This window comes from Paraburkholderia phenazinium (assembly GCF_900142845.1).
GTDB lineage: Bacteria > Pseudomonadota > Gammaproteobacteria > Burkholderiales > Burkholderiaceae > Paraburkholderia > Paraburkholderia phenazinium_A.
The window spans coordinates 1,648,346-1,674,300 of the sequence record NZ_FSRU01000001.1 but is presented as its reverse complement, the minus strand read 5'-3'; the positions used below and the strand labels follow the sequence as shown (position 1 = coordinate 1,674,300).

27 protein-coding genes are annotated in these 25,955 nt (G+C 64.3%); 15 read left to right on the top strand and 12 right to left on the bottom strand.

From position 1 onward, the window contains the following. Window positions 1-22 precede the first annotated feature (22 nt). The 3 genes from BUS12_RS07310 to BUS12_RS07300 all read left to right on the top strand — a co-directional run bounded on the left by BUS12_RS07310 (window position 23) and on the right by BUS12_RS07300 (window position 1,422). A complete protein-coding gene (locus BUS12_RS07310; RefSeq protein ID WP_074295044.1) occupies window positions 23-358 on the top strand; it encodes an ArsR/SmtB family transcription factor in 336 nt (111 codons plus the stop codon). Then, the gene (locus BUS12_RS07305) at window positions 355-882 is read left to right on the top strand and encodes an SRPBCC family protein (RefSeq protein ID WP_074295043.1); all 528 of its coding nucleotides are present in this window, start codon (window positions 355-357) and stop codon (window positions 880-882) included. The genes BUS12_RS07310 and BUS12_RS07305 overlap by 4 nt, the downstream gene beginning before the upstream one ends. A gap of 96 nt (window positions 883-978) precedes the next feature. Next, complete coding sequence (locus tag BUS12_RS07300) at window positions 979-1,422, top strand: DUF1801 domain-containing protein (protein ID WP_074295042.1); 444 nt, start codon at window positions 979-981, stop codon at window positions 1,420-1,422. Window positions 1,423-1,515: 93 nt separating this feature from the next. On the opposite strand, the gene BUS12_RS07295 is transcribed toward BUS12_RS07300, so the two are convergent. From BUS12_RS07295 to BUS12_RS07275, 5 genes are all read right to left on the bottom strand, one after another. After that, window positions 1,516-2,550, bottom strand: coding sequence for an NAD(P)-dependent alcohol dehydrogenase (locus tag BUS12_RS07295; protein WP_074295041.1), 1,035 nt, complete (start codon window positions 2,548-2,550; stop codon window positions 1,516-1,518). 129 nt (window positions 2,551-2,679) lie between these two features. Then, the gene (locus BUS12_RS07290; RefSeq protein ID WP_253190029.1) at window positions 2,680-3,648 is read right to left on the bottom strand and encodes a sugar-binding transcriptional regulator; all 969 of its coding nucleotides are present in this window, start codon (window positions 3,646-3,648) and stop codon (window positions 2,680-2,682) included. Window positions 3,649-3,721: 73 nt separating this feature from the next. After that, on the bottom strand, window positions 3,722-4,582 hold the full coding sequence (locus BUS12_RS07285) for a carbohydrate ABC transporter permease (protein WP_083640449.1): 861 nt from the start codon (window positions 4,580-4,582) through the stop codon (window positions 3,722-3,724). A gap of 20 nt (window positions 4,583-4,602) precedes the next feature. After that, the gene (locus BUS12_RS07280; protein WP_171991612.1) at window positions 4,603-5,541 is read right to left on the bottom strand and encodes a carbohydrate ABC transporter permease; all 939 of its coding nucleotides are present in this window, start codon (window positions 5,539-5,541) and stop codon (window positions 4,603-4,605) included. Window positions 5,542-5,639: 98 nt separating this feature from the next. Continuing rightward, complete coding sequence (locus BUS12_RS07275) at window positions 5,640-6,992, bottom strand: ABC transporter substrate-binding protein (RefSeq protein ID WP_074295038.1); 1,353 nt, start codon at window positions 6,990-6,992, stop codon at window positions 5,640-5,642. Window positions 6,993-7,298: 306 nt separating this feature from the next. Here BUS12_RS07275 and BUS12_RS07270 point away from each other — a divergent pair, with 306 nt between their 5' ends. Further along, on the top strand, window positions 7,299-8,423 hold the full coding sequence (locus tag BUS12_RS07270; RefSeq protein WP_074295037.1) for an ABC transporter ATP-binding protein: 1,125 nt from the start codon (window positions 7,299-7,301) through the stop codon (window positions 8,421-8,423). 53 nt (window positions 8,424-8,476) lie between these two features. Here BUS12_RS07270 and BUS12_RS07265 read toward each other — a convergent pair whose 3' ends face one another. Then, on the bottom strand, window positions 8,477-9,046 hold the full coding sequence (locus tag BUS12_RS07265; RefSeq protein WP_074297217.1) for a thioesterase family protein: 570 nt from the start codon (window positions 9,044-9,046) through the stop codon (window positions 8,477-8,479). Between the two features lie 273 nt (window positions 9,047-9,319). Between BUS12_RS07265 and BUS12_RS07260 the strand changes: the two genes are divergently transcribed. The 4 genes from BUS12_RS07260 (at window position 9,320) to BUS12_RS07250 (ending at window position 11,819) form a co-directional block, all read left to right on the top strand. After that, the gene (locus tag BUS12_RS07260) at window positions 9,320-10,612 is read left to right on the top strand and encodes a hypothetical protein (RefSeq protein ID WP_074295036.1); all 1,293 of its coding nucleotides are present in this window, start codon (window positions 9,320-9,322) and stop codon (window positions 10,610-10,612) included. 66 nt (window positions 10,613-10,678) lie between these two features. Continuing rightward, the gene (locus tag BUS12_RS07255) at window positions 10,679-10,927 is read left to right on the top strand and encodes a type III secretion protein (protein ID WP_074295034.1); all 249 of its coding nucleotides are present in this window, start codon (window positions 10,679-10,681) and stop codon (window positions 10,925-10,927) included. A 148-nt stretch (window positions 10,928-11,075) separates the two neighbouring features. Beyond that, on the top strand, window positions 11,076-11,243 hold the full coding sequence (locus BUS12_RS38750; protein ID WP_171991560.1) for a hypothetical protein: 168 nt from the start codon (window positions 11,076-11,078) through the stop codon (window positions 11,241-11,243). 120 nt (window positions 11,244-11,363) lie between these two features. Beyond that, window positions 11,364-11,819: a CesT family type III secretion system chaperone gene (locus BUS12_RS07250; protein WP_074295033.1), complete on the top strand. Its 456-nt coding sequence runs from the start codon at window positions 11,364-11,366 to the stop codon at window positions 11,817-11,819. Between the two features lie 41 nt (window positions 11,820-11,860). Here the strand turns inward: BUS12_RS07250 and BUS12_RS07245 are convergent, their stop codons facing one another. Further along, complete coding sequence (locus BUS12_RS07245) at window positions 11,861-12,403, bottom strand: hypothetical protein (protein ID WP_074295031.1); 543 nt, start codon at window positions 12,401-12,403, stop codon at window positions 11,861-11,863. A gap of 270 nt (window positions 12,404-12,673) precedes the next feature. Here BUS12_RS07245 and BUS12_RS07240 point away from each other — a divergent pair, with 270 nt between their 5' ends. Next, window positions 12,674-13,297 (top strand): GNAT family N-acetyltransferase, encoded by a 624-nt coding sequence (locus BUS12_RS07240; RefSeq protein ID WP_074295030.1) that lies wholly within the window; start codon window positions 12,674-12,676, stop codon window positions 13,295-13,297. 192 nt (window positions 13,298-13,489) lie between these two features. Next, on the top strand, window positions 13,490-16,627 hold the full coding sequence (locus BUS12_RS07235; RefSeq protein WP_083640286.1) for an ATP-binding protein: 3,138 nt from the start codon (window positions 13,490-13,492) through the stop codon (window positions 16,625-16,627). On the opposite strand, the gene BUS12_RS07230 is transcribed toward BUS12_RS07235, so the two are convergent. From BUS12_RS07230 to BUS12_RS07215, 4 genes are all read right to left on the bottom strand, one after another. Continuing rightward, window positions 16,599-16,994, bottom strand: coding sequence for a hypothetical protein (locus BUS12_RS07230; RefSeq protein WP_074295028.1), 396 nt, complete (start codon window positions 16,992-16,994; stop codon window positions 16,599-16,601). The two genes, BUS12_RS07235 and BUS12_RS07230, sit on opposite strands and share 29 nt — an antisense overlap. 24 nt (window positions 16,995-17,018) lie before the next feature. Continuing rightward, window positions 17,019-17,987: a hypothetical protein gene (locus BUS12_RS07225; protein WP_074297215.1), complete on the bottom strand. Its 969-nt coding sequence runs from the start codon at window positions 17,985-17,987 to the stop codon at window positions 17,019-17,021. A 649-nt stretch (window positions 17,988-18,636) separates the two neighbouring features. Then, window positions 18,637-19,434 carry a hypothetical protein gene (locus BUS12_RS39100; RefSeq protein ID WP_216352701.1) on the bottom strand — a complete coding sequence of 266 codons (798 nt, stop codon included), beginning with the start codon at window positions 19,432-19,434 and terminating at the stop codon, window positions 18,637-18,639. Then, the gene (locus BUS12_RS07215) at window positions 19,431-20,276 is read right to left on the bottom strand and encodes a DUF2092 domain-containing protein (protein ID WP_074295025.1); all 846 of its coding nucleotides are present in this window, start codon (window positions 20,274-20,276) and stop codon (window positions 19,431-19,433) included. The genes BUS12_RS39100 and BUS12_RS07215 overlap by 4 nt, the downstream gene beginning before the upstream one ends. Window positions 20,277-20,978: 702 nt before the next feature. On the opposite strand from BUS12_RS07215, the gene BUS12_RS07210 reads away from it, so the two are divergent. Further along, the gene (locus BUS12_RS07210; protein WP_074295023.1) at window positions 20,979-21,383 is read left to right on the top strand and encodes a helix-turn-helix domain-containing protein; all 405 of its coding nucleotides are present in this window, start codon (window positions 20,979-20,981) and stop codon (window positions 21,381-21,383) included. 28 nt (window positions 21,384-21,411) lie between these two features. On the opposite strand, the gene BUS12_RS07205 is transcribed toward BUS12_RS07210, so the two are convergent. Beyond that, window positions 21,412-21,696 carry a hypothetical protein gene (locus tag BUS12_RS07205; RefSeq protein ID WP_074295021.1) on the bottom strand — a complete coding sequence of 95 codons (285 nt, stop codon included), beginning with the start codon at window positions 21,694-21,696 and terminating at the stop codon, window positions 21,412-21,414. Between the two features lie 556 nt (window positions 21,697-22,252). On the opposite strand from BUS12_RS07205, the gene BUS12_RS07200 reads away from it, so the two are divergent. From BUS12_RS07200 to iaaH, 4 genes are all read left to right on the top strand, one after another. Further along, window positions 22,253-22,732: a hypothetical protein gene (locus tag BUS12_RS07200; protein WP_074295019.1), complete on the top strand. Its 480-nt coding sequence runs from the start codon at window positions 22,253-22,255 to the stop codon at window positions 22,730-22,732. A gap of 384 nt (window positions 22,733-23,116) precedes the next feature. Next, window positions 23,117-23,767: an NADPH-dependent FMN reductase gene (locus tag BUS12_RS07195; RefSeq protein WP_074295018.1), complete on the top strand. Its 651-nt coding sequence runs from the start codon at window positions 23,117-23,119 to the stop codon at window positions 23,765-23,767. 324 nt (window positions 23,768-24,091) lie between these two features. Next, complete coding sequence (locus BUS12_RS07190) at window positions 24,092-24,310, top strand: transcriptional regulator (protein ID WP_074295016.1); 219 nt, start codon at window positions 24,092-24,094, stop codon at window positions 24,308-24,310. Window positions 24,311-24,459: 149 nt separating this feature from the next. Further along, on the top strand, window positions 24,460-25,914 hold the full coding sequence (iaaH, locus tag BUS12_RS07185; RefSeq protein WP_074295013.1) for an indoleacetamide hydrolase: 1,455 nt from the start codon (window positions 24,460-24,462) through the stop codon (window positions 25,912-25,914). The last annotated feature ends 41 nt before the right edge of the window (window positions 25,915-25,955 follow it).

Here is a 25,955-nt window from a genome sequence, read left to right as displayed (position 1 = left end):
CCTCATCAGGTATATAAGAACAATGGAATCGACCTTCGCGATCATCGCCGAGCCGAACCGCCGCGCCATCCTGAGCCTGCTCGCCTCTGCCGAGCGGTCCGTGGGTGATATCGAGGAGCAGTTAAGCCTTTCGCAGCCCTCGGTTTCAAAACATCTTCGGGTCCTTCGGGAGGCCGGATTCGTGGAGTCGCGCGTCGATGCACAGCGACGTCTCTACCGGATCAGGCCGGAGCCGTTGATGGAAATCGACGCGTGGCTCGCCCCGTTCCGCCAGTTCTGGTCGGTGCACCTCGATGCTCTCGAACGGCACCTCGATCAGATGGATCCTGTACCGCAACGAAAGGGAAGAAAGCGATGAGCAAGCGCGACGAATACCTGCCGGGCCCGGCCGCCGGCGCCGAAGTCCAAAAGGCCGGCGAAAGGTGGACACTCGTGATCGTGCGCGAGTTGCGCCATCCGCCGGAGAAGGTGTGGCAAGCGTTGACCGATCCGGCCAGCCTGCGCGAATGGGCACCGTTCGATGCCGACCGCAGCCTCGCTTCGGTTGGCCCCGTGAGGCTTTCAACGGTCGGCACGCCGGCGCCACAGATTTCGGCTACCCAGGTCACGCGCGCCGAGGCGCCGAAGCTGCTCGAATATCGTTGGGGTGACAACGATATGCGCTGGCAACTTGAGCCGCTCGGTGACGGCACGCGGCTCACGCTGTGGCACAACATCGATCGCGGTTTCATTGCCATGGGCGCCGCCGGCTGGCACATCTGTCTCGATGTGCTCGAGCGGTTCGTGGCAGACGAGCCAATCGGGCGTATCGTCGGTGGTGAAGCCATGAAATTCGGCTGGCCGCGGTTGAACGACGAGTATACGAAGCAGTTTGGGCTTTGAGTTTCGGCGCGCGGCGAAGCAAGTTGCCCGCTCGCGGGCAGCACGAAAGGCTCGTTGCGAAATCAAAAAAACGTCGGGAAGTTTCAGGAGGAGAACATGAACAAGTCCGCTTCGAACGAGAATCGGTCGGCATCCGAACTGATCGATCAACGCATCGCCGATCTCGCCGACTGGCGCGGCGCAACCTTGAGCCGGATGCGCGAGCTCATCAAGGACGCGGACCCCGACGTCGTGGAAGAGTGGAAATGGATGGGCACGCCCGTGTGGTCGCACGATGGGATCATCTGCACCGGCGAGTCGTATAAAGCAGTGGTAAAGCTGACTTTCGCCAAAGGCGCTTCGCTGAAGGACCCGTCGAAGCTATTCAACTCGAGCCTCGACGGGAATACACGGCGTGCGATCGACATTCATGAAGGCGAGGAAGTCGATGCGAGAGCTTTCAAGACGCTTGTCCGCGCGGCGATTGATCTGAATGCATCCGCTGTCGCGGCGAAGTCAAAGGCGAAGGCGAAGCCAGCGCGAGTGAAAAAGGCGACCTAGCCAGTTTGCGTAATTTAAGCCGCATCACCGACGCGTGCCTCGGTGTTCAACCGCCCTCCAACACGAACCCCACGGCACGCGCACACCCCTCACTCACTCCATAATGATCTGCACCTTCACGTCCGTAGGCTTGCCGCTGGCCGCTTCCTCGAAAGCCTTGATCCCATCCGCGAACGCGAACGAGCGTGAAATGAACGGCTTGATATCGAGCCGTCCCGACGCGATCAACTGGATCGCACGCGGGAACATGTTGGCATAGCGGAACACCGACTCGATCCGCACCTCCTTGATCTGAACCGCGACAATATCGATCGGCACCGCGTGTTGCGGCATGCCCACCAGCACGAGGCAGCCACCCGGACACAGCAGATCGACGATGCCCTCGAATGCTTTTTCGTTGCCACTCGCTTCGAAGACAACGTTCGCGCCCCACCCTTCCGTCAGCTCGGCAACCACGTCCTTCGGTTTCCGATCACGGATATTGACCGCCGTCACGCCCTGCACGTTGCCGATCAGTTCAAGCTTCTCCGGCACCATGTCACAGACGATCGCGCGGCTGCACCCACCGGCGAGCGCCGCAAGCGCGCACATCATGCCGATCGTCCCCGCGCCCAGAATGACGGCTACGTCCCCCGGTTTTATCTTCGCCTTCGTTGCGGCCTGCATGCCGATCGCCAAAGGCTCGACAATCGCGCCCTCCGCGAAGCTGACGTTGTCCGGCAGCTTGAAAGTGAACGCAGCGGGATGCACGACGAACGGCGTGAGGCATCCATGCACCGGCGGCGTCGCCCAGAAGCGCACGCTCGGGTCCAGGTTATACATGCCCTCGCGCGACGCCCGCGACGCCATGTCCGGTACGCCCGGCTCCATGCAGACACGATCGCCCACCTTCAGGTGCGTCACTTCCTCGCCGACCTGGATCACCGTGCCGGCCGCTTCGTGACCGAGCACCATCGGCTCATTGACGACGAACGGCCCAATGCGGCCATGCTGATAATAATGAATGTCGCTGCCGCAAATACCGACCGTGTTGATGCGAATGCGCACGTCGCGCGCACCCACCACCTGCGGCAAGGTGAACGGGCGCAAGCTGATACGGCGCGCTTCTTCGAGAACCAGTGCTTCCATGATTGAAGCCCTCTGCTAGGGGATAAACGGAATGAAATCGGTCGGCCTGAAAACCGCCGTATGCTGCAAGGCTTACACCGTTAGAGAAGTTCGAGTCGTCGCGATTCCACTCCAGGGATCATCGTTTCATCAAGGTTCTTCGCAGAGACGGCGAGCGGTGTCTTCGTCGGTCACGAGTACCGACGGATAACGTCCGCGCAATGCCGCTCGCGTCACTGCAAACTTTTTGGCGCCGCCGCTCACCAGAATCACCCGCTGAATCGTGCGCAGATCTTCGAGCGAAATCGCAACCGTGCGGCGATTCAGGGGATGGTCGATCGCCTCGCCGTCCGCGTCCATGAAGTGACCGAGCATGTCGCCTACCGCCCCCGCCTTCTGCAATGCTTTCACCTGTTCCGGATCGTTGATGCCATAAGTCACCACCAGCGACTCGGTCAGGTCGCCGCAGGTCAGCAGCACCAGGTCCGATTGACGCGCCCGCTCATAGGTCTCGCGCACGGCGTCTTCCTGCAGCAGGACGTCGCGCACCGCCTGACTGCTCACATAGATCGGTGCGGGAAACAGGAAACCGTCCGCCTGACACAGGTTGGCAAAGTCGGACACAATGTCGAACGTGTTGATGCTCGGGCAATGCGAGAGGCCGCCTTGCAACGACACCGCCGAAAGCGAGCCATACGATCGTTGCGGCAAGGCGCGCAGCACGGCGCGAATCGTACGCCCCCAACCGAGTCCGATGGTCTGTCCCGTTTCGATCTGTCCTGCCAGGTAATTTGCCGCGCCAATGCCGATCGCGGCCATGTTGGCGTCCGTGTCCGCGCCCGACGGCACCACAACCGCGGCCTCGAGCCCAAAACGTTTGACCAGTGTCTCTTCCAATGCGACACAGGGCGTGAGACGGCTATTGATAGTGATCTGCACCATCCCCGATTCGCGACTCGCGGCGAGCAGCCGGTTGACCCGCACCCGATTGCTGCCGATCAGCTGGGCAATTTCCTGTTGCGTCAGATTGCCTATGTAGTAATGCCATGCGACGCGCGCCTGCAACTCCTCTTCGGTGTCGACCGAGGATTCGGCAAGCGACGTGGCAGCGGATGGCATGGATTTATTCATATGTATGATGGGTTTGAATGTGCACAACCCGATAGTAGTTCACCACCCCGTGCTCCACCTTTCATTTCACTGCGCCCATCGTGAGCCCCTGGACCAGCCGGCCCGAGACAGCCAGCGCGAACACCACCATCGGCAACACAATCAGCGTGCCGGTGGCCATGATTTCGCCCCAGGGTAACTCATAGCCGCTCATGTAACTGGTTGCGGCGACCGGTGACGTAATGGCGTCGGTGCGGGTCAGCACCAGCGCGTACAGCAGGTCGTTCCACGAAAAGATAAATGCAAAGATTGCGGACACAACGATTCCCGGCATCGCCAGCGGCAGGTTGATGCGCCAGAACACACGCCACGCGGAGGCGCCGTCCAGACGCGCGGCCTCGTCGAGTTCGACCGGAATGTTGCGGAACTGATCGGTGCAGATCCAGACGACAATGGGCAGCGAAAACGTCAGGTACAGCAGGATCAGCACGGTATGCGTATCCACGATGTCGAGCTTCGTTGCGATCAGGAAGAACGGCACGGCCAGCACGACGGGGCTGACCATGCGGTTCGAGATGAACCAGAACCACAGGTCTTCCTTGCCGCGAAACTCGAAACGCGCGAGCGCATAGGCTGCCGGTGTGCCGAGCAGGATCGCCAGAAACGTCGTGCTACTTGCCACGATCAGTGAGTTCAACAGGCTTTGCGCCACGTCGTGCTGGAACAGCGCGTCGGTGTAGTGCGCGAGCGTCGGTGTGAAGAACCAGACCGGCGGCATGGCGAGCGCGTCGGCCTGGCTCTTCAGGCTCGTCGTCACCATCCAGTAGAACGGAAACACCGAAGAAAGAAATACGATCAGCAAGCCGATCGCATGCCACACCGTCGCGCGGCGCCGCGCGTTCTTCGCACGGCGAGCGCGCGGCGATAGCGGCAAAGCTTGCATGCTGGTGTCCGTTGTCGTGCTCACACGGCCTCCCGATAGACAAAACGAATATAGAGCCGCGACAGCACAATGGTCAGGATCAGCAGCAAGACCGCCTGGGCCGACGCCATGCCCTGATCGAACAGGCGGAACGCGATGCGCTGGATGTAGATGCTGATGAACTCGGTCGCCGTGCCGGGTCCGCCGCGTGTCATGGTGAATACGGCGTCGAACATCTTGAGCATGTCGGCCGAACGCAGAATCAGGATCGCGGTAAGCCCCGGCAGCAGGTAGGGACGCTGCAGATGCCAGAGAATCTTGCTCCACTTCGGCGTTTCGAGCCGAGCGGCTTCTTCCGCTTCCTTCGGCACCATCGCCAGACCCGCGAGCAGGATCAGCGCGCAGAACGGTGTCCATTGCCAGATGTCCATGATCATCACGGACACGAACGCGAGCGTGGGGTCGGCGAGCCAGTCGAGCGGCGGAATACCGAACAGGCCCAGCAGATAGTTGACCACACCGAACTGGCGGTTGAAGATCAGGCGTCCGATCAAGCCGACCACAGCGTAGGTGGTCGCCATCGGAATCACGAGACCGACGCGCGCCGCGACACGCAGCCATGGCAGCGCCGTACGATGCAACATCAAGGCGGCAAACAGCCCCAAAGCAATTTCAATCGGCAAGGTCAGGCAGAGGAAGCACACGGTACGACCGAGCGCCCCCCAAAACGACGGATCGGACAGCGTGGCGATGTAGTTGTCGAAGCCGACAAACGGCGTACCCGCTGCGACGTCCGCGAGCTTGTACAGATGGAACGAGTTATAAAGCGCGAGCAGCAACGGGTAGATGCCGATGATCGCCAGCGCCGCGACAGCGGGAAACAGGAACCAGAACGCGGGCGAGCGCGGCACGAAGCGAGAGCGCTTGGGCCGCCGCGGGCGCATTGCGCCGCTCGCCGGTGGTACCGTGGTGTTCAGCATGAATCGTCTCCGCGGGGGGCTTACTTCAACTTCGACGTCAACTCCAACTTCGACTTCAACGAGCGAGGCAGCACACGGGCTGCCTCACCCACGCGGGTTTACTTCAGCAAAGGTTTCTTGCCATCGTAATAGCCCGCTTTCTGCAGGATTTCTTCCGTCTTGGTGCCGATGGTCTGCGCACCGTCCTTCACGGAGACCTGACCGAGCATGATCTTGCTACCCCACTCGCCGATCACTTCAGACACTGCCGGCCATTCCGGGAAACGCGGCCGATAGTCGGGCACACCGTCCTGCCACGACTCCACCATCGGCTTCACGAACGGATACTTGCTCTGAATCGCCGGGTCCTTGTAGACCGACATGCGCCCGCTCACGCCACCTGCCTCCAGATACGGCTTTGCCATGGCTTGCGAGGTGATCCACTGAATAAAGAGCCACGACGCCGCCTGCTTCTTCGCGTCCGACTTGGCATTCACCGCCAGCGAGAAACCACCCAGCGCGGGCTTGAGTCCGGCGGGACCCTTCGGTTCGGTGGAGATGGCGAGACAGTTGCCGATCTTCGACTTGCTCGGATCGGTCAGCGTCGGATAGAACGCGGACCACTCGGTGATCATCGCGACCTGCCCCTGCGCCAGCGCATTCACGGCCTCGGCGTGGTCGTAATCGACGATGCCCGGCGGCATGTACTTCATCAGCTTCTGCCGATATTCGAGCCCGGCCTGCGATTGCGGCGACATCAGGTTCGACTTGAACTTCGCATCGAGCAAGGAGCCGCCGTTGGGCCACAGCATGCGCATGAAGCTGTCAGCCGATTGCGTTTCGCCACGGCGCGACTGCAGCGCGAACGCGAACTGGTTCTTGTCGGGCTTGGTGAGCTTCGGTGCGTAGACGTTGAGCAACTCGTCCCAGGTCTTCGGCGGCTGGTCGAAACCTGCGTCCTTCAACATGCACTTGTTGTAGAACATCAGGCCCGAGTAGTTATCGAACGGCAGACCGTAGGTAGTCTTGTCCCACGTGCCGAACGAATCGAGCAGGATCGGGAAAAAGTCCCCCAGATTGAGATTGGGGTCGGCCAGTTTCGGGTTGTCGGTAAAGGTCTTGATGGGAACGAGCCACTTGTTGCTCGCAAACTCGCCAATCCACACCACGTCTACCAGCACGATGTCCTGGGCGCCGCCGCCTACGAAGTTGAGCACCTCCTTCTCACGGGTGTTCTCGTAGGGGACCACTTCCGTGTGCACCTTGATGCCGGTCTCTTTCTCGAACTGCGGGATGAGCGCCGAGGCAGCCTTGTAGCCTGGCCGGTCGAGAAAGATGGCGCTGATGGTGGTGCCCGAATACGGCGCGGCGGCCTCCTTGAGCGTCCAGGCGGACGCATTGGACACCGAAAGGAATGATGCGGTGACGCCCAGCAGCGCGAACGCCGCGGCCTGCGCGTAGTGCTTCTTCATGCCTGTCTCCTAAGCATTTCTTCTTAAAGGGGCTCACAGCGGACGCGGCCGGCTGAGCCGTTCAAGCGTGCAGACGGACCCGACCGGCTGCCGGCTCCTTGCACACCCCTGCTTCGTATTTCACCCGCACCGACCAGCTTCGTTTCACTTGTAATTCGGCAATTACAATTGTATATTTGGACCCGAACTGGTTGTCAAGAACAAATTCGATAAAGGGTGCATGCTGCGTTGCAAGGCGAAGTTGCGCACAAAACCCGTTACCTGGCTCGCGTCGAGCGAAGGCACGAGCCTCAGCTGGAGACAAGCATGAGTGCAGTTCAGTTGCAGCAGATCCGCAAGACGTTTGCCGGAACGGAGGTGTTGAAGAGCATCGGCATCTCGGTGACCGATCGTGAATTCATGGTGTTCGTCGGCCCGTCGGGCTGCGGCAAATCCACGCTGCTTCGCACCATTGCCGGACTGGAACGCAGCGATTCGGGGCAAGTCCTGATCGGCGACGAAGACGTCACCGAACTCGAACCGTCGCAACGCGGCGTGGCGATGGTATTCCAGTCTTATGCGCTGTATCCGCATATGTCGGTCTACGAGAACATTGCGTTCGGACTGCGAATGATCAAGCTGCCTGAAGCGCAGATCAAGGAGCGCGTGCAGCGTGCAGCGCAGATCCTGCAGATCGAGCAACTGCTCGAGCGCAAACCCCGGGCGCTATCCGGCGGGCAACGCCAGCGCGTTGCAATCGGGCGTTCAATCGTGCGCGAACCCAAGGTGTTTCTGTTCGACGAACCCCTGTCCAATCTCGACGCCGCATTGCGTGTGCAGATGCGGCTCGAGTTGATCAAGCTGCACAAGCAGCTCAATGCAACCATGATCTACGTCACGCACGATCAGACAGAAGCCATGACCATGGCGGATCGCATCGTCGTGTTGAACAACGGCAAGGTCGAGCAGATCGGCTCGCCGCTCGAGTTATACCGGACACCCAGGAACCGTTTCGTGGCGGGATTCATCGGCTCGCCGAAGATGAATTTTCTGCCCGTGAAGGTGCAGCGCGCCGACGCGGAAGGTCTGACCATCGGCTTGCCTGGCGGCGCTCCGATTACGTTGCCGTTCAGCGCAGCGGGCGTGACGGCAGGCGACGCGCTGACCCTCGGCATTCGCCCGGAGCATCTGTCCGAAACGGTGGTGAACGACGTGCAGGGGAAGCTATCGGGCACGGTGATGGTGGTCGAGCATCTCGGCGGCGAGACCTTGCTGCACGTGAGCCTCGAAGGCGGCGCCGTGATTCAGGTGAAGGGCTCAGGAGAGTCGACCACAACCGACGGGCAAGCGGTGGATGCCGGCTTCGCGCTGCGCCACGTGCATCTTTTCCGCGACAATGGCGAGGCCGTGGAGCGTCTTCTGACGGTGCCGCAAACTGCTGCGACGGCCTGAAGAAATCGCGGCCGGCGCATGACAGTGCCATGCGCCGGCCGGCGGCCCCGCACTCACTGCTCTACGACAGTCTCGTTCTCTCTATCCGAAGAAGACGACGACGGAAACGCCATACCGCCTTCCGCCTCGCTCCAGCGTGCGACCCATTCGGGCAACACCGGCGACGGCTGCTCGATTCCTGCCAGCCCGATCAACTCGGCGGTCGTCACAACGCCGCCACTTCGCTTCAGAAAGCGGGCGCGGACCACAGCCAACGCCACTTGCGTCTCGCCGCGCACGAAACCTTGTTCGATGAAGATGTGCTTTTCGTCCCATCCGATAACACGGGTTTCGACGTTATAACGATTGCCGAGCTCAAGCGAGCGGTGAAAGCGGATCGTTTCCAGCGTGACGACGGGATACCAGCGTTGTGCCTTCAGGTGCTTCCACAGGCCGCTGCGCATCATCAGATCGACGCGCGCCAGATCGAGGATCGTCAGGTAACGGCCGTTGTTCATATGGAACAACACGTCGAGGTCGTTCAACCAGACGCGAAACGGCGTGACGCAGGTATCGAGCACGTGCAGCCGGCTGCGGCGGGGACTTGTCAAAACCAGACACAACAAACGAAGTAGCAGACTCATGCGCAAGAAAACCCAGTGATGGAGACGCACCGCAAGCGGCGCGCAAACGTGCATGGTAGCCGCGACGATGCGATCCGGGACCGATAGATGGGGGCAAATCCGTAGAACACTAGCTCGAATGGCGCGCCATGCCGTGCTGCGGGGGAACCGCGCGGCTTCGCATCGCACGCGCCGCCTTCGCATCCCTGCGCGAACGCCTGCTTTCAAACGCCTACATTAGGGACGATCGAGCCGGCGAGTCCGGAACCCTTCCCATCACCCTGTGCGAGCACGATGAAACTGCTGCGGATACTGACGGGCGTCCACGCGGGAGCGCAATTGCAGCTCACGCCGGGGACGCACCGCATCGGCGCGGACGACGATGCCGACATCCGCCTCGCCGACTGGCGCGGTGCGGATACGCTGCTGCATGTCGATGCGAGCGGCGTGGTGAGCGCGCAGCGCCTCGCGCCGGGCTACGGCGCCGCGCAGGAGACTCGACACGCAGAAGATGCACAGCAAGCATCCGGCGCGCCCCGCAGTCCGGCCGCTCAGGAAGAAGTGGTGTTGCTGGTCGATTTCGTGCCCATGCAGTTCGACGATACGATCCTGTGCGTCGGCGCCGACGATGCGGCATGGCCCTCCGACCTCGACCTGCTGTCGACGCTCCTCACCCGCCCCGCCGAGGCCCGTTTCGCGGCCGAGCGCAAGAAGCGCCACCGCTATGTGGGCGCGGTCGCAGCCTGCTTCGCGCTCGGGGCGGTGATTGTCGCCGTGTCGCTCCTGACCACCACGCAGATGAGCCGTGCGGCCCTGCCGCACAATGCCGACGACCGCGCGCAACGGGTCGGCGAAGCGCTCGCCGCTGCCCATGTGAGCGGCCTGCACGCGCATGCGCTCGGCAACACCGTGGTGGTGACGGGCATGGTGGCGACGCCCGCCGACGACCAGGCCGTGCGGACCCTGCTCGACCGCATTTCGGAGAACGGCATCTCGCGCAACTACGACGTCGCGCAAAACGACGCGCGCAGTATCGAGGACTCGCTGGGGATTGCGGGCGCGCACGTCGAATATCAGGGCGGCGGCACCTTTGCCGTGACCGGCAAGGTCAGCAGCCGCACCGATCTCGACGCCGCATTGGCGCGCGTGCGGGCCGACCTGGATGGCAATGTCAAGGGCATCGTGGTGCAGGCGTCCGAAAGCGCCGGCACCGTGGACGCACCCAATGAAGCGTCGTACTCCGAAATGATTTCCTCGGACGACGTCAAATACGCCGAAACGCCTGACGGGGTCAAACATATCTACGCGGTCGATCCGCCCGCCGGCGCCTCGGATAGCGGAGCGGCCAATGCCACCACCGCCGCCAGCGCCACCAACGCGGCCGGCCCGAACGCCACCCCGAGCGGCAGCGCGAATGCCAACGGCAGCGCCGCCGCCACCGGCGTGACGCACGCCGCCAGCACAACCAGTCCCGTCGACAACGACACCATCAGCCGCAGCGCCGACGCCGGCGTGCCGCTGCCCGACCCCGCCACCTTGCCGGCCGCCGCACCGCCGCCCCAGCGGCAGCGCGGTCCCGCCGGCTGACGCAGGCAACCCGGCGAACCTTTGACCGAACCTTCCAGCGCGCCATCCTCAACTCAGGAGATCGACATGTACGAGCAACTCGAACCTTACGGCAGCGACTTCAACGATCTGCCGAAGACCCTGGCCGACCCCGCGGGCGCCCCGCGCATCGAAGCAATCCGCCATGCGCTCGACAAGACGGCGCAGCAGATCAGCGAAACGCAGGGCGCCAACGACCTCGACCGCAACAATCTCGCGAAGCTGTATCGCGGCTTTCTGGCCGCGTCGCGCGTGCTCGCGCGGCTTCAGGAAAAACAGGGCGCCGCGCTGGCTTGACGCCGCGCCCTGCCGGCGCGGGGCACCGACCGTTCGTGCCTCGCCCGGTCAACGCGCTAGCCGCGCCGGTATGCCATCAAAGCAGCCGGCGCAGCAGCAGGTCTCGATGTAGGCCACTCCTTTCGTTCCACACCCACTGGAGGTTCTCATGTCCGTAGGAAGCGCAGGCTCGATGATGCAAGGTCTCACCAGCGAGATGGATCAGATGACCGAGATGTCGGCTCAGATGCAAGTCGAGCAGAGCATGTATGCATCGGTATCCGACATCGCGAAGAGCGGTGCCAGCAACGTCAAGAGCGCCGCGCAAGGCAGCTAAGCGGCCTTAGCCCGGCCGGCCGTCGCCGCGCGCTTGCGCACGGTGGCGCGCCGCCGTCGCGGCCGGTGCGTGTCCCGTGCACGCATCGGCTGCCTGTCACTGCGTTATTGAGGTCGAGGCATGAGCAGTGAGCGCTATACCAACCTGATTGTCGATCTGTGCGCGACCGTCGGTCTCGGCGACGCCGACCACGTGCTGCGCACGCGTTCGATCGAAGTCGAAGGCTTCGACGTGCGGCTCGATTACTTCGAGCGCGACATCGACGCGATGTACGCGAATTTCCACTTCGGCACGGTGACGGCCGGGCGCACGCTCGTCGTGTTCCGCCTGATGCTCGAAGCCAATCTGCTGATCTATGCGCAGGATCAGGCGCAACTGGGACTCGACACCGACACCGGCGGCGTCGTGCTGGTCCTGCGCCTGCCGTTCGCGGACGAGCTCAACGGCGAGGCGCTCGCCGATCTGCTCGCGCACTACGCCGAACACGGCCGCTACTGGCGGCAAAACATCGTGGAATCGAGCGACGAAATGTTCGAAGGGGTCGCGTCCGGCGAGTTCTTCTGGCTGAGGGCTTGACTAGAGCTTGAGCGCTTGAGCGCTTAACCGCGGTTGAGCGCTCAACCGCCCTTGGCGGCGTTTTCGACATTCTGTGCGCCCTGCTCCGCGATCTTGGCAATCTCGCTGGCCTCCGCTTCCTCGACTTGCATGATCGAACCGACCACGCTCATGCCAGCCGACACAAGTCCGGCGCCCGCCTGCGCCAGGCCGCCGACGCCCCCCGTCAACGCCGAGGCATCCTGCAGCAAGCCGCCGAGACGTCCACCGCCCGCCGTGTTGAGCCGCGCCGACGCGTCATGCAGCAGGTTGCCGATACGCCCGCCCACGCTCACTTTCGCGCCGGGACCACCGGGCGTATAGGGCGTGCCGCCGCGCTCGGCAGTCGAGGGCTTCGCAGCGAACGACGCCCGCGCGCCGCCACCCGGAGCCGCACCGCCGCTCTTCAGCGCGTTCAGGCCATTCAGAACGGCGCCGCCTTGCGGGCCGGCCTGCGCGCCGGCCTCGGCGATTTTGCCGCCCCCCACCGGTGCGGAAGACGGCGTGGCAACATCCGCAAGCGGCGCAACGCCGCTGTGACCGCCGATCGACGGAGATTTCGTCATGGTGCAGGCTCCTGGTTGGACCGCGTATGGCCGAAGTGCAACCGGCCGCGCGCGAGGACAATACGACACGCATCCCGTCCGACCATACTGCGGCGCATCCGCACACGCCTGGCGCGGCGCGAAACCGCGTCATCCGGAACGAAGCCACACGTCGAAGGCCCCGCTTCGCGCGTCCGCTTCGCACCCCCGCTCGCCGTTTCGCAAAGCGCCATCCGGCGGACACGGCATCGCGGCACACTACGGGGCAGCCTCGTTAACCGGACCTGAATCATGCGCTTCGTCCCGCTCGACAGAATGGAAACGCCGTATCTGGTGTTGCGCCCACTCGCGCCGGCCGATGCGCCCGCCCTCTTCGACGAGATGCTCGGCGACATCGGCACGATGCGCGATTTGCCGGTGCCCCGCCATCGCAACGTCGAACAAACCGCTGCATTTATCGACGAAGCGCTGCGCGGCTGGCAGGACGGCACGCTGATCCGCTATGCGCTCGAATGCAAGGAGACCGGCCGGCTCACCGCGCTGATCGAACTGAAACCGGCGTTGCCGCGTATCGAGGTGGGTGTCGTCATCAGCCGGCTCGGCGGTGCGCGGCGGCGGCGCGCGGGCGTGCTCGCGCTGCAGGATCTGCTCGACTGGCTGATCGAACAGCCGGGCGTCTACCGGCTGTTCGCATGCTGCGCCGTCGACGGCGCCGCGCACAGCAGCATGGAGCGGCTCGGCTTCGTTCAGGAAGCACTCCTGATGAATCACGAACCGCGCCCCAACCGCGGCCTGCTGGCCGACAACAGCTACCTGTACGCCCGCACGCGCCCGGCGCCCACCTTGCCCGAGCCGCCCAACGAGGGCGTCGCCTGGTTGCGCACGACACTTCAATGGAGCCTCGAAAACGCATAAACCCCGCACCGCAGCAAACGCCCTGCCGTCCCGATAGATGAAGAAGTGTTCCAGATTCAAGCAATTGTTCAACTCTCAGGCGATAATGCAAAGGTCTGACGAAAGCCGCATCGCGGCGCGTCGCGATGCTTCCCCGGCGGCCACCCTCGCCGGCTGACCGACCACACAACAAACAACGCCGGAGATCCCTTGATGTCGTTACCGCGGCTAACGGGACAGATGATCGCTTTTTCGCGCTTCTGGCTCGCGCGCGAGGTCGGCCTTCTGATCGCCGACGGCGCCGTGATCGAGTTGGGCACGCGCCCGTTCGCCGTGCTGGCCGCCTTGCTCGATGCGCGCGGCCGCGTGCTGTCGACGGCGGAGCTGCGCGAGATCGTCTGGCCCGGCACGCATATCGACGCGAATACGGTGCAGGCGCAGATCTCGGCGATCCGCCGCGCGCTCAACGACGAGCGCGATCTGATCGTCACCGTACCCGGGCGCGGCTACCGCTTCGCCGGCGAGATACGCCTCGTCGAATCGCCGGATACCGGACTCGAACCGGGTACCGTTGGGGCCGGCAGCATCGCGGCATCGCTCGCCACCTCGTTCATGCCCGCCGGCGCTCCGGGCGGCGCCACCGCCGGCTTGCCTGCTGCCGCCGCGTTCGGGCCGGCGGTCAGCCTCGCATCGGCGCCGCCGTTCGGCACGGTGCGCTCAACCTTTCTGCGCGGCGCGCGGCCCGGCAGCGAACTCGCCGCGTCGGTCCCGACGGCACCGGTGCCGACCAGTGCCGTCGCCTCGCTGCGCTCGCATTCGATCGACCCGTCGCCGTTCGTCGGTCGTCATGCAGAGCTGTCCGAGTTGCTCGCGCTTGTGCCCACACGCCGCATCGTCACGCTGACCGGCGCCTCCGGCATCGGCAAAACGCGGCTTGCCACCGAGGCCGCCAGCCGGCTCGCCTCGCACTTCCCGGACGGCGCGGTGTGCGCGGCACTGGCGTCGCTGGCACAGCCCGACCGGGTGATCAATGCGATTGCCGCGGCGGTCGGTCAGGAGCCGAACGCGCGCCCCGCCGAAGCGGAAGGACTCGCGGAACCGGCCCGCCTCGCCGCGCTGATCGGCGCCCGGCGCATGCTGCTGATCGTCGATCATTGCGACCCTCTGAGCGAAGCCGCGGGCGCGACGATCGAAGCCCTCGTCGCCGCCACGCGTGGACTGCATGTGATCGCCACCTGCGAGACGCCGCTCTTTATCGCGGGCGAGTCGACGGTGGCGGTCGCACCTTTACGTGTACCGCCCGAGCCGCTCAACGGCGCACCGCATGCCGCGTCGATGCTCGACTACGACGCGCTGCAGTTGCTGCTCATGCGGCTCGCACATGGTCTGAAAACCGCCGGCGGCGGCGCGGCGTCGCTCGACCCGCAACAGCTCGCGCCGGACGCGCTCGCCGCCGCATCGCTGCTGTGCCGGCGCATCGACGGTGTGCCCTACGCGGTGGAACTCGCCGCCGCGACGGTCGCCGCCCAGGTGCGTGCGGGTGCGCCGGTCGAGACCGCGCTCGCCACCTTTGCCGCGGAACTCGACGCGGTGATGACCCGCCGCACCGGCGCACGCCGCATCGTGCTGCCGCGCGCGATGATGGTCCAGGCCATGCTCGATCTCTCGTATGCGGCGCTCGACGCGCCCACCCGCACCACCTTGCGCCGCCTCGGCGTGTTCGCCAACGCGTTTGCCCAGGAAGCCGCGCTCGCCGTGCTGGGCGCGTTCGATCCCGACTACGAATCGGGACCGCCCGAAGCCGGCGCGCTCGAAATCCAGTTGCGCTCGCTGGTGGACGCGGGCCTCATCAACGAAGTGGATTGCGACGGCGCGCTGCGCCTGCGCCTGCCGCAGGCGGTGCGCCGCTTTGCGCTGGACGCGCTCGAGCGGACCCGCGAAAGCACCGATGCGGCTGCCCATCACGCGCATTTCGTGGCGCGCGACATGGCGCGCCGCTTCGGCGCCGGTCTCACGAGCGGCGCGCTGCACAGCCGCCACGACATCGACGCCTTGCGCGCCGCCCTCGAATGGGCGGTCTCGGCCGACAAGGCCGAACTGTGCGCGGACCTGCTCGACAACACTGCGCCCGTGTGGACCACGCTGTCGCTCGTCGACGAATACGTCGGCTGGGCACGCGCTGCGCTGGCCCGCGTGGATAGCGGCTCGATGCGGCGCATCCGCGACGAGATGCGCCTGCGCGCGGTACTGGCGCGTGCCCTGACGCTACAGCGCAGCGCTTCGGGGGAGATCGTCGCGAGCTGGCAGCGTACCTATGAACTGGCGAATATTTGCGCCGACACGCCGTACCGCTTGCGCGCGCTGTTCAGCCTGGCGATGGGCGCGCTCGAAGCCGGCGAAGTGCTGCGCTGCCGCGAGCTAAGCCAGGCGTTCGGCGAAATCGCCGCGGCCACGCGGTGGCCGGCGGTCAGCATCAACGCGCGGCGTATCGAAGGGGTCATGAGGGCCTATGCGGGCGAGTACGAGGAAGCGATTCGCCTGCTGTCGCCGGTAGCCGGTCTAAGCGACGATGCAACCGACGACACGTTCGACGACGACGCCTGCCACGAAGCCAACGCAATGGCGACGGGCTATGGCCTCTCGCTGCATCTGGTTGCGCGCGCTGTGCTGGCCGTCACCCAGTGGCTCGCCGGCGAGCCCAATGTGGCGGCGCCGTTGCGGAGCACGTTTCGCGACCCCATTGACGAAAGCGAACCGGTGGCGTGCTGCATCGCGCTCGGCCTTGCCTGCGCGCTCGCCGCGCTCGACGACGATATCGCGCTGGCCGAATCGTGTGCCGCCGCGCTCGTCACTCGCGCCCGCGTGGCCGGCGTGCGGCGCTGGTTGCGCGCCGGGCTCGATTTCCGGCTCTGGCTCGACGCCCGCCGCGGCGATCAGCAGGCCGCAAAGCGCGTGATCGGCAACGCGCTCAAGCGGATCGGCCGCGAACACATCTACCTGCTCGACGTCGCCTTCATCGCCACGCTGCTGCCGCGCATTGCCTTGCAGGACGAGCCGGAACTCACGGCGTCGCTGGCGGCCACACTGCTCGGCGCGGTGACGCGCAGCGAGCGCACCGGCGAGCTCTGGTATGTGCCGGAACTGCTGCGCCTGTCGGCCATGGTGCAGCTCGCCAACGGCGAGTCCACGCACGCTGTCCGGCCGCTGCTCGACGAAGCGCTGCAACGCGCCCGCCAGCAGGACGCCCGGCGTCTCGCGCTGCGCATTACGGTCGACCTCGAAGCGCTCGGCACGATATCCGCCAACGCAACCGGTCACGCGTCTATTGCGACGGCGGAACGGCCTGGCTAGCGGGCTTGGGCAGGCGCTTCGCAAGGCCTCGCAGCGTTGCGCAGACGCGGCGAACGCGCGCTTCGTAGTCCTGCGGATCGCCCGTGCGCAGCGACTGATACTGCAGCAGCATCGGCTCGGCCCGTTTCCAGCCATAGTCCCATTCCGTATCGAAGCCGGCCGGCCCCGACAGCGAGCGCCGCAGTCTCTCCTTGTACCGCGCGACCTGCGCGGACGTATAACCGCACAGCTCGTGCCCAAGGTGCGCGCCACGCCCGGCCGACTGAATCCGCTCCGCGACCGCACCGGCATCTTCATACGCATTCGCCGTACACATGCAGCATGTCGCCAGGCACAGCGCGGCGATGCCGTGACTTGTGGTGGTCATGGGGACCTCCTTGATATCGCGCTCTCAGAACCGGTAGCCCGCTCCTGCAAAGATCACATCGGTATCGCGGTCGTAGCGCGTCACCACCCGGTTCCATTCGAGCCGCGCATCCCAATGCTGGGTCAACCGGTATGAACCTGCAATCGTGACAAGACCGGAGACTTTGCCGGCTCCCGGCCCCGGCGATTCACTGTTTTCGTTTTCATTGATCGCGTAGTACGCCCCGGCGCCCACCGCGAGCGTCACCTTGTCGTTGAGAAACGCACGGGTGGCCCATAGCTGGCTGGTGATGCCGTCCCGGCGCGCCACCTTGCTGCTGCCTTCGTGCAGATAACCGAGCGTCACGTCGAGATACTTTGCAAGGCCACGTCGGTATTCGACGGCGCCGCCCAGCGCCGACGGCGAGCTCGTGGAATTGACGATGGTTTTGCCCAGATACACGGCCACTTCGTTGTTCGTCACCTTTGTCGCACTGCTGGCCGCCCAGTCACGCGGCCCAGGCGTGTCCGGCGCATCGAGCTGATAGCCCACGCCGAATATCACGCTGGTCGCATCCGGTCCGCGCTGCACGTGCACGCGATTCAGTTGCAATTGGGTAATCCAGCGGTTCGACGCGTAATACGCAGCACGCACGCTGTAGACCACGCCCCAGCCGTGGGTATCGGAGTAGCTTCCGCCCTGGTCGGCCGTGGTCGTGTCGAAGTAGCGATAAGGACCGATACCCGCCTGCAGGATAAACTTAGGATTACCGACCGGAATGCGCCCCCATAGCTGCAGCAATTGGCCGTCGCGATGGTGGTCGGGAATGTGTCCTTCGTTCAGCCACGAAAAGCTGCCCGCGAAGTACTGTCCGAGTCCTTCCTGATAGTTGAAAGCCCAACTGTAGGTGTTGGTGTTGGCTGCCCTCGACCCTCCGCCGAATAGCGAAAACTCCTGAGCCTCGGCGCCCGCTGAGCCGAGCAATCCACCCGCCACCAGCACGACGCCCAGCACGGCGCTGCAAACCGGGCGCGCTGAGAAGCCTGCCACGCCGGCCTCGACCGGCCCTGGTGCGTCTGCAGCTGCGTCCGCGGAAGACGCTGCGTTGACGGCACGGGCATGCCGATACACCGCTTCGCGCGCCTCGAGCGCGAAGCGCTGCTTTTCGACGAGCCTGAGCTTGCGGAAGCGGTCCGCACCGAGCACCGCGTAATAGCGCTCGGCATGCATGCGCTTGAAGCGCGCATAGAAGTCCGGTCCCGGCAGACCGGAGTCGGTACTGAGAAGCGCGCCATAATCCGCAAGCTGCAGGTCGCAGATGGACGACGTCGCCTTCTCCAGCACCTTATAGCGACGGTTCAGCGGTAAATCCGGGGGAAAGATTGCGTGGAAGCTGCCGTACGGAACGAGCTTCCTGCGCCGCGCTGCCCTTAGAAGCAACTGGGCGATTCGCGCCTCGAGTTCGATATCCATATCCGTCCTTGTCATTGCCGCGCGCGCGAACAGGAACCCCTGCGGCGCGCAGCCAGGACCTAGCCGACGCGCGGCTTCCCCGCACCCGTTTGCGCCTTCGATGCTAGTGACTTCATACGTTGCACCTGCGTGCCGGCGCGACACTCCGCTAGCGGTTTCGCAAGCCGGCACCCGGCGCCTGACGCCGCGCTTACCTCGGCGGCGTCACGACCACGTACTTCACCGTTGCGCCCACGTACTGGGGCTGGTACCAGTTCGGGCCGCACTGCTCGTACACCACGCCCGCGATCATGACGTTGTTGCAACTCGGCGGCAGGGCTGCCACCGTCGTCCCCACCACGATTGCCGTCGTCACGCCCACGGCTACGCCCACTGCCACCGGATCGACATACCAGCCGTCGTCGTGGTGATGGTGGTCATCGTCATGGTGGTCGTGATCGTCGTCGTGGTGACCGTCGTCATGGTGGTCGCTACCGCCATTGTCGTGATGGTCGCTGCCGCCGTTGTCGTGATGATCGCTGCCGCCATTGTCATGGTGGTCGCTGCCGCCGCCATTGCTGCCGCCGCCGTGCGAGTTCTGGTTGCCGCCTCCGCCGCCACCATTACTGCCGCCGTGCGAGTTGTTTTGCCCGCCTCCTCCGCCACCGCTCCCGCCGCCTCCGCCATGCGAGTTCGACCCACCGCCGCCGCCATTGGACGACTGGCCCACGCCGTGCGACGGCTGACCGCCGCCGCCATGGGACGGTCCACCGCCAGGCGCGCCGGCGAAATTGCCGCCGCCGTGAGAACCGCCCCCGCCTCCCTGAAAGCCGCCTCCCCCTCCAGCGCCCTGGAAGCCACCGCCTCCACCGCCGTGAAAGCCCCCACCGCCTCCTCCATGAATGCTGGTGCGCGCCCCTCCGCGGATCCCAAAGGCGAAGGTGGTGGCCGATGTCGCCGAAAACGCAAGGGCGAGCCCAATAGCGGTCAGTCGCGTCAGTGGTTTCATTGCGCGTCTCCCTGTTGGTCGTCCGATATTGCAGGCGGCCGCATCGGAATCTGCCGCGCGTCCGGGCCGGGACGGAACGTGAAGGTGCCCGCCTCGAACGTGGGATTCAGCGTCCATTGATAATTGACGGCATGCTGCGGCCGCGACGGCTGAGTGGTATCGGTGACGACAAACCGGCATGGCAGAGGCCGCGAACCGCTCTGGATCCACAGTTCCCAGTCGAGCCCCGGCTGTTGATACGCGTAGTGGTTGCACCACTTGCCGTCGACCTTGTCGAGCCCGATAAACAGCGCGCTTGTCAGCGACTTTTCGTCGTCCGATTGCTCGCCCCAGTAAAACAGGTCGACGAGCGGAAGCTGGACGCCGTACTTCTCATCGGCGTCGGTAATCAACTGGCGGATGGTGGGCGGCGCCGGCACCTTGCTGTAGAAGTGATGCGTGTCGTTGAACAGCACGAAGGTGCGGCCGTCGTAGATCAGGCCCTTCGGCGCACGACTGCCCGTGACCACGACCCGGACCTTGTTCGGACGCTGCACCGACATCTCCGTGCGATGCAGAAAGCCGACGTTCTGCCCGGTGGTCAGGACGGCGTCGGTCACGCTGTCCGCCTGGATACGGAAGCTCTTCAGGCTGCGCAGATAGTTGCCGAGCTTGTTCAGGGCATCGACGGCCTGCGGTTGCATTTCCGCTTGCGCCTGCGCCGGTTCGTCGCTTCCGGACGCCGGCGCCTGGGCCAGCGCGACCGATGCGCCGGCCATGGCGGCCAGCGCGGAGCCTATCAGGACGAAGCGCCTGACCTGCAAGGCGCTCTCGCCGCCCTGACGTGAAATGAACAGATTCACTATGCTCTCCTAAATCACTGAAACGTTGCATTCACCGAGCATTCAACCATGCTGGCATTCAAAAAGCCGCTGACATCCGATCCGGCCCAGGCGATGCGGATTTAGCGGCAATCGATATGCCGCACGTATAACGGTTTGCGCGGAAAATCAAACCTCCCCGTTTCACCGGGGATAACAACTGATGAATGTGACAGGGCGGAATTATTTTAAAATAAGACTGCGCAGGCTGAAGCCATTTCACACATTAAAACAATGCGTAATGCAGCCGGGACGGGCCATACAAGGCTCCTCGCCGAGACGCAGCAGGCGCACCTTGAACTGTGCGCGAAACCGGTGTCTGCGCAAATCGTCAGAGGTAAAAGAATATTACTGGATGCTAGCAAACGTTTTAATGAACATCAAGCACCAATATAGTGATGCTGGAATCTGTAACGATGAGCGCGATTGTTTCAATAAAAGATGCCGGAAAGCAGTATATCGAGACTCCATAGCAAGAACGGATTAAACCGCAAGTCCAGTTATTTTCATTTCATTTCAACACATTCAATAAAAAATCATTTATTAGTAGTGGTATCCGCCGCGGCGCCGGACACCCATCCGGCCGAGACCTGAGGTACGGGCCCCGCGTCCAGGAGAAGAATGATTGCAGAGACGAGCGGCGCCCCAGTTGTTTGCCCCGGACCTTGATGGACGGTCAATCCTATGCGCTCCCGAACCGAAGAGCTTCCCACCGTTACCCGGCGCATGAGCGCGGCGCAGATGCTGCTGGCAGGCTCCTCGGTGAGCGCGGTCGCCAAGGCCCTGCATCTGTCCATGGCCACGGTCAAACGCTATAAGACCATCCTCGACGACGGCGGCCTCGATGCGCTGAAGAAAATGAGTGTCGGCGGCCGTTCGTCCGCGCTCGACGCCGCGGCGCTGGACTGGATCGCGGCCGCGCTGCAAGGCTCCGCGCAAGCGCACGGCTTCCCCAGCGATGCATGGACCAACGCGCGCCTGCGCGAATTGATCGAGGCGCGCTTCGGCGTCCAGTACTCGCGGGTCTACACGTGGCAAATCGCGACCAATCTGGGCCTCGGCCATCGGCTCTCGAAGTCGAGCCGCTGAGCGGGCGCAACGCCGCGACAATGTCTCCTCATAGACGCCAGATCTGCTTCAATCTGCCGAACTCGGCAGGCCGGGTATAGGACCGGTACAGTTCGCCGACGGTGCCGAATGCCAGTGCCGGCTTGAGCGTCGCACCGGGCAGCGCCTGGGTGATCCAGTCGTAGGCGTTCATATCGCGCTGCTCGGCGTGCACGGCGTGCGTCAACGCGTTGAGCGCCTTGTCGGCCGAGTGGTTGCCCAGGTCCACGAAGCAACTCTCGAACGGGTGTTTCGCTGCAATCGCGGGGCGCAAATCGGGGACTCGGTTGCTCACATTGCTCTCCTGTGCAGGGTGTCCCTCTCCATGTATCAGATGGATGTGACAACGCGTCGAATGCCTCGCAGGAATTCTGGCGGCCTCGCGCACGGCCGGACCGTTGCGGCAGGATGCGTCCACGGCGCTCGGCGCGCGGGCCATGCCGCCGGATTCGAGCGGTGTTTAACCCGCCTTCAGCGAATCTTCCGGTTCCAAAAGCGATGCATATTGCCTGGTCGATTTTATGACAAGCCGCCGATACGCCTGATGTTTCAGTCTGCGCGCCCACTCCGGGAAGCGTTCGCAATGCACAATCCCAGTAAATGCATGGCGCATGTGACGATTATCTTTCAATCGCTCAAACCGCCGCCCAGCCGGACGTGTCGAGCCGTTTCGGCGTGATAGATAATCGCGCCGCATCAACCCAGCGCGCATCTCCCTGCTTTAAATACCATGAAATCCAGAGGTCATTGTCCCGTCATTTTTTAAAAATCGAAAAATTAAATCGTCTGACCGGTAAGCGCATATAAAATCGCGACTCAAAATCCGGCAGGTCTTGCGAGTTTTACCCAAAATGAATAAGAGGAAACATGCCGTCAGGCGAAGTTCCGGCGGAAAATCAGCGGCAAAAGCCAGGCTGCTGCCGCCCACGGCCCAGTCGATCCGCGCCCAGTCGCTGCGCGGCCATCTCGCACTCGAAGCGTTGCGCGTGGGCTCCGGCAACGGCCATCTGCTGAGCGAACTGATTCACGTCCTGTACGTTGCCTGGTATCTGCAGGAAGCGGGTTTCGGCGTGGCCGGCGCCGCGCTCTATGCGCAGGCAGAGCAGGCGCTCGAGCGCAGCGCGGCCCGCGCCACGGCGGAAAACATCTGGCGGCTCGACGACGCAGAAGCGCTCGTGCTGGAACAACTGCTGACGCTGCACGACGAGCAGTTGCAACAGGCGTCGGTCAACGCCATGCACGAGGTGCACAAGCGTCTCGTGCGTTTTGCGCAAAGCAGCCGCCCGACGCCGTGGTCCAGCCTCGGCGAGCGAGTGAATGAGCCTGGATAAGCCTGAGCAAAGGCAAAGGCAAGTCGACACAAAACAAACCAGCGCAACGCCGGCGCAAGGCAAAAAAAATGGCCCCACCATCTTGCGACGGCAGGGCCTAGTCCCATGTCAAGGAGTAGTCATGGAGGAGACAAGCCGATCATAGCCGCAGGCAAGGGGCGTCTCCAACCAAGCGTTTGCGCTTTGCTTATCGGCGCCCGCTTCAGGTGCATTTCACCGCAGCCCTACGTGGATAACCCTCCCAGCGTATATCGTTAGAACGAAAAGTCGCTTCGTGCTGCTACCATCGGTCACTAACATGGCGGTTTAAGTCCAGTTTGCCTCGGCAAGTCCGCACGCAGCCCCGTGCGAGGCCCCGACAGCCGCTACCGAAGGAGCATTTCGTTGACCAGTTTCGATCAAAATCGCCGGCCGCTCGTCATCGGCATCGGCGGCACGACGCGTGCGGCGTCGTCGACCGAGCGTGCCCTCGGTTTCGCACTGCGCGGCGCGGAAGCCGCCGGCGCCCGCACCCGCCTGTTCGGCGGCACCTTCCTGCATAGCCTGCCGCACTACGCACCCGAAGACCCGCAACGTACCGACGCCCAGCTCGAGCTGATCGAAGCCGTGCGCCAGGCCGACGCGCTGATCATTGCCACACCCGGCTATCACGGCGGCGTGTCCGGCCTCGTGAAGAACGCGCTCGACACGCTGGAAGAATTGCGTGCCGACGAACGCCCCTACCTCGATGGCCGCGCGGTGGGTTGTATCGTCACCGCCTACGGCTGGCAGGCCGCCGGTTCCGTACTCACCTCGCTGCGCTCGATCGTCCACGCCTTGCGCGGCTGGCCCACGCCGTTTGGCGCCGGCATCAACACGCTCGAGACGCGTTTCGAATCCGTCGATAGCTGCTCCGACCCGAAAGTGGTCGACCAGCTCGCCACAGTCGGCCAGCAGGCCGCGCAGTTCGCGCTCGCGTTCAGCGCGCACCACGCGCCGGCGCATCTCGGCGCGACCGAAGCTCGCACGGCCAAGGTACTGACGCTCGCCAACTGAGCCTGGCGCGGCCGCGGCGCCGCGCATCCAACGTGCAGCGGCGCACGCAGCGCGCCGTGTTTGCCGCACTCGCGCGGCACAATGCGTGTGCCAAGTAACAGACAGGCGGTACGGCGCGCCGGATAGTGGCATCAACGCATCCGGGGCCGCCTCAGTCGAATCCACGAAGACCGTTCCAGGTCCACCGTGATTTGCTTGCGACGAATCATTGGTTCACTCGCGAGGCCGCCCGGCCTACGCTTGTTCCTGCCCGCCCACCATCCGGTCGGCACAGTGCGTTGAGCTTCCTTTGCAACGCACGCGGGCAGAACCATCGCCATCCATATGAATCGACAAGCTATCCAATACAAAGGTTACGAGGTTGCCCCCGTCGCGCAGCGACTGCCCAACGGCCTGTTCGCGGCGAATCTGACCATCGGGAAAGCCACACCGGAGCACAACCGTGCTTACTCGTTCGACGCGCTCGATTATTTCTTCGATGAAGAGCACGCGGTGGCGTATGCGTTCCGCTGGGGACGCATGTGGGTCGACAGCCATCAATAGGCGGGCGCCCTGCTCACCTGACGACGCGGTTTAAATGGCTGTGACAGAATAGGCGGCACGTCCCGCCCTGTTGCACTCGCCATGTCCGATACGTTGATCGATGCAGATGCCGCCGAAGATCGTCCCGGGCACACCTGGAGATCTCACGCATGACATGGACCGTCGACGAACAGTTGGCCCTGACGGCCACGCAAGCCGTGGCTGCAATCCAGAGCGGCCGGCTGAAAACCACGGAATACATCGCCACGCTGCTCGCTCGCGCCGCCGCGTTGTCGACGCTCAACGCCCTGACCGCGCTCAACATGGAAGGGGCGCTGGCCGCCGCGCAACGGCTCGACGCGCTGACGCCCGAAGCACGCGCAGCCTTGCCGCTGGCGGGCTTGCCCATCGTCGTGAAAGACAACATCAACACCCAGGGGCTCATGACCTCGGCGGGCACGCCCGCGCTGGAGAGCTTCGTGCCGCGCGAGAACGCGCCCACGGTGCAGCGTCTGCTCGACGCCGGCGCAATCGTGCTTGGCAAGGCCAACATGCATGAGCTGGCCTTCGGCATTACCAGCACCAACCTCGCCGCCCACGCCGGGCCCGTGCGCAATCCGTACGACCCGGGGCTGATTCCGGGCGGCTCGTCGGGCGGCACCGCGGTCGCGATCGCCGCGCGTATCGTGCCGGCCGGTCTCGGCACCGACACCGGCGGCTCCACCCGCATCCCAGCCGCCCTGACCGGCACGGCCGGGTTCCGTCCGTCGGTCGGCAACGGCGGCGCCGAGCGCCGCTATCACGATCCCAACGCCGTGGTGCCGATCAGCCATACGCGCGACACCGTCGGCCCGATGGCGCGCAACGTCGCCGATCTCGCGCTGCTGGACGAGGTCGTGACGGGCGCCGGGCCGTTGCCCGCGATCACGCTGAACGGCTTGCGCATCGGCCTGCCTGAGCCGCTGTGGGAGGACCTGGAGTACGCGCTGGAAGACGTCGTACGCGCTGCGCTGCCCCTGCTGGAGGCCGCAGGCGTCATCTTCGTGCCCGTTGAGATGGATGCGTTGCTGGAGCTGAACGACAAGGTCGCCTCGCCTGTCGCCATCCATGAGGCGCACGACGACGTGCCCGCGTGGCTGGTCGCCAACGATGCGCCGGTCAAGACGCTCGCCGAGGTGGCCGCGCGCATTGCCAGCCCGGATGTGCGCAGCATCTACGACGCGATCCTCGCGGACCCGCTCGCCCAGCAGTATCAGACTGCACTGACCGTATGGCGGCCGCAGCTTCAGGAACTGTATGCGCAGACCTTTGCCGCGCACCGGCTCGATGCGCTGCTGTTCCCCACGACGCGCCTGGCCGCCGTGCCGATCGACGATCTGGCCGGCTCGTCGGCGGTGACGATCAACGGCAGCGCGCCCATCGACGAACTGAGCGCCTATCTGCGCAACACCGATCCGGCCAGCAATGCCGGCATTCCGGGCCTGTCGCTACCGGCCGGCCTGACCTCGGAAGGCTTGCCGGTGGGGCTCGAACTGGACGGCCCGCTCGGCAGCGACCGGCGGCTTCTTGCCATCGGCGTAGCCTTTGAACAGGTGCTCGGCGCGTTGCCTGCGCCTACCCTTTGATGAAAACCCACAAGGTTTTACCGGCAGAGGCCGGCCGCCGC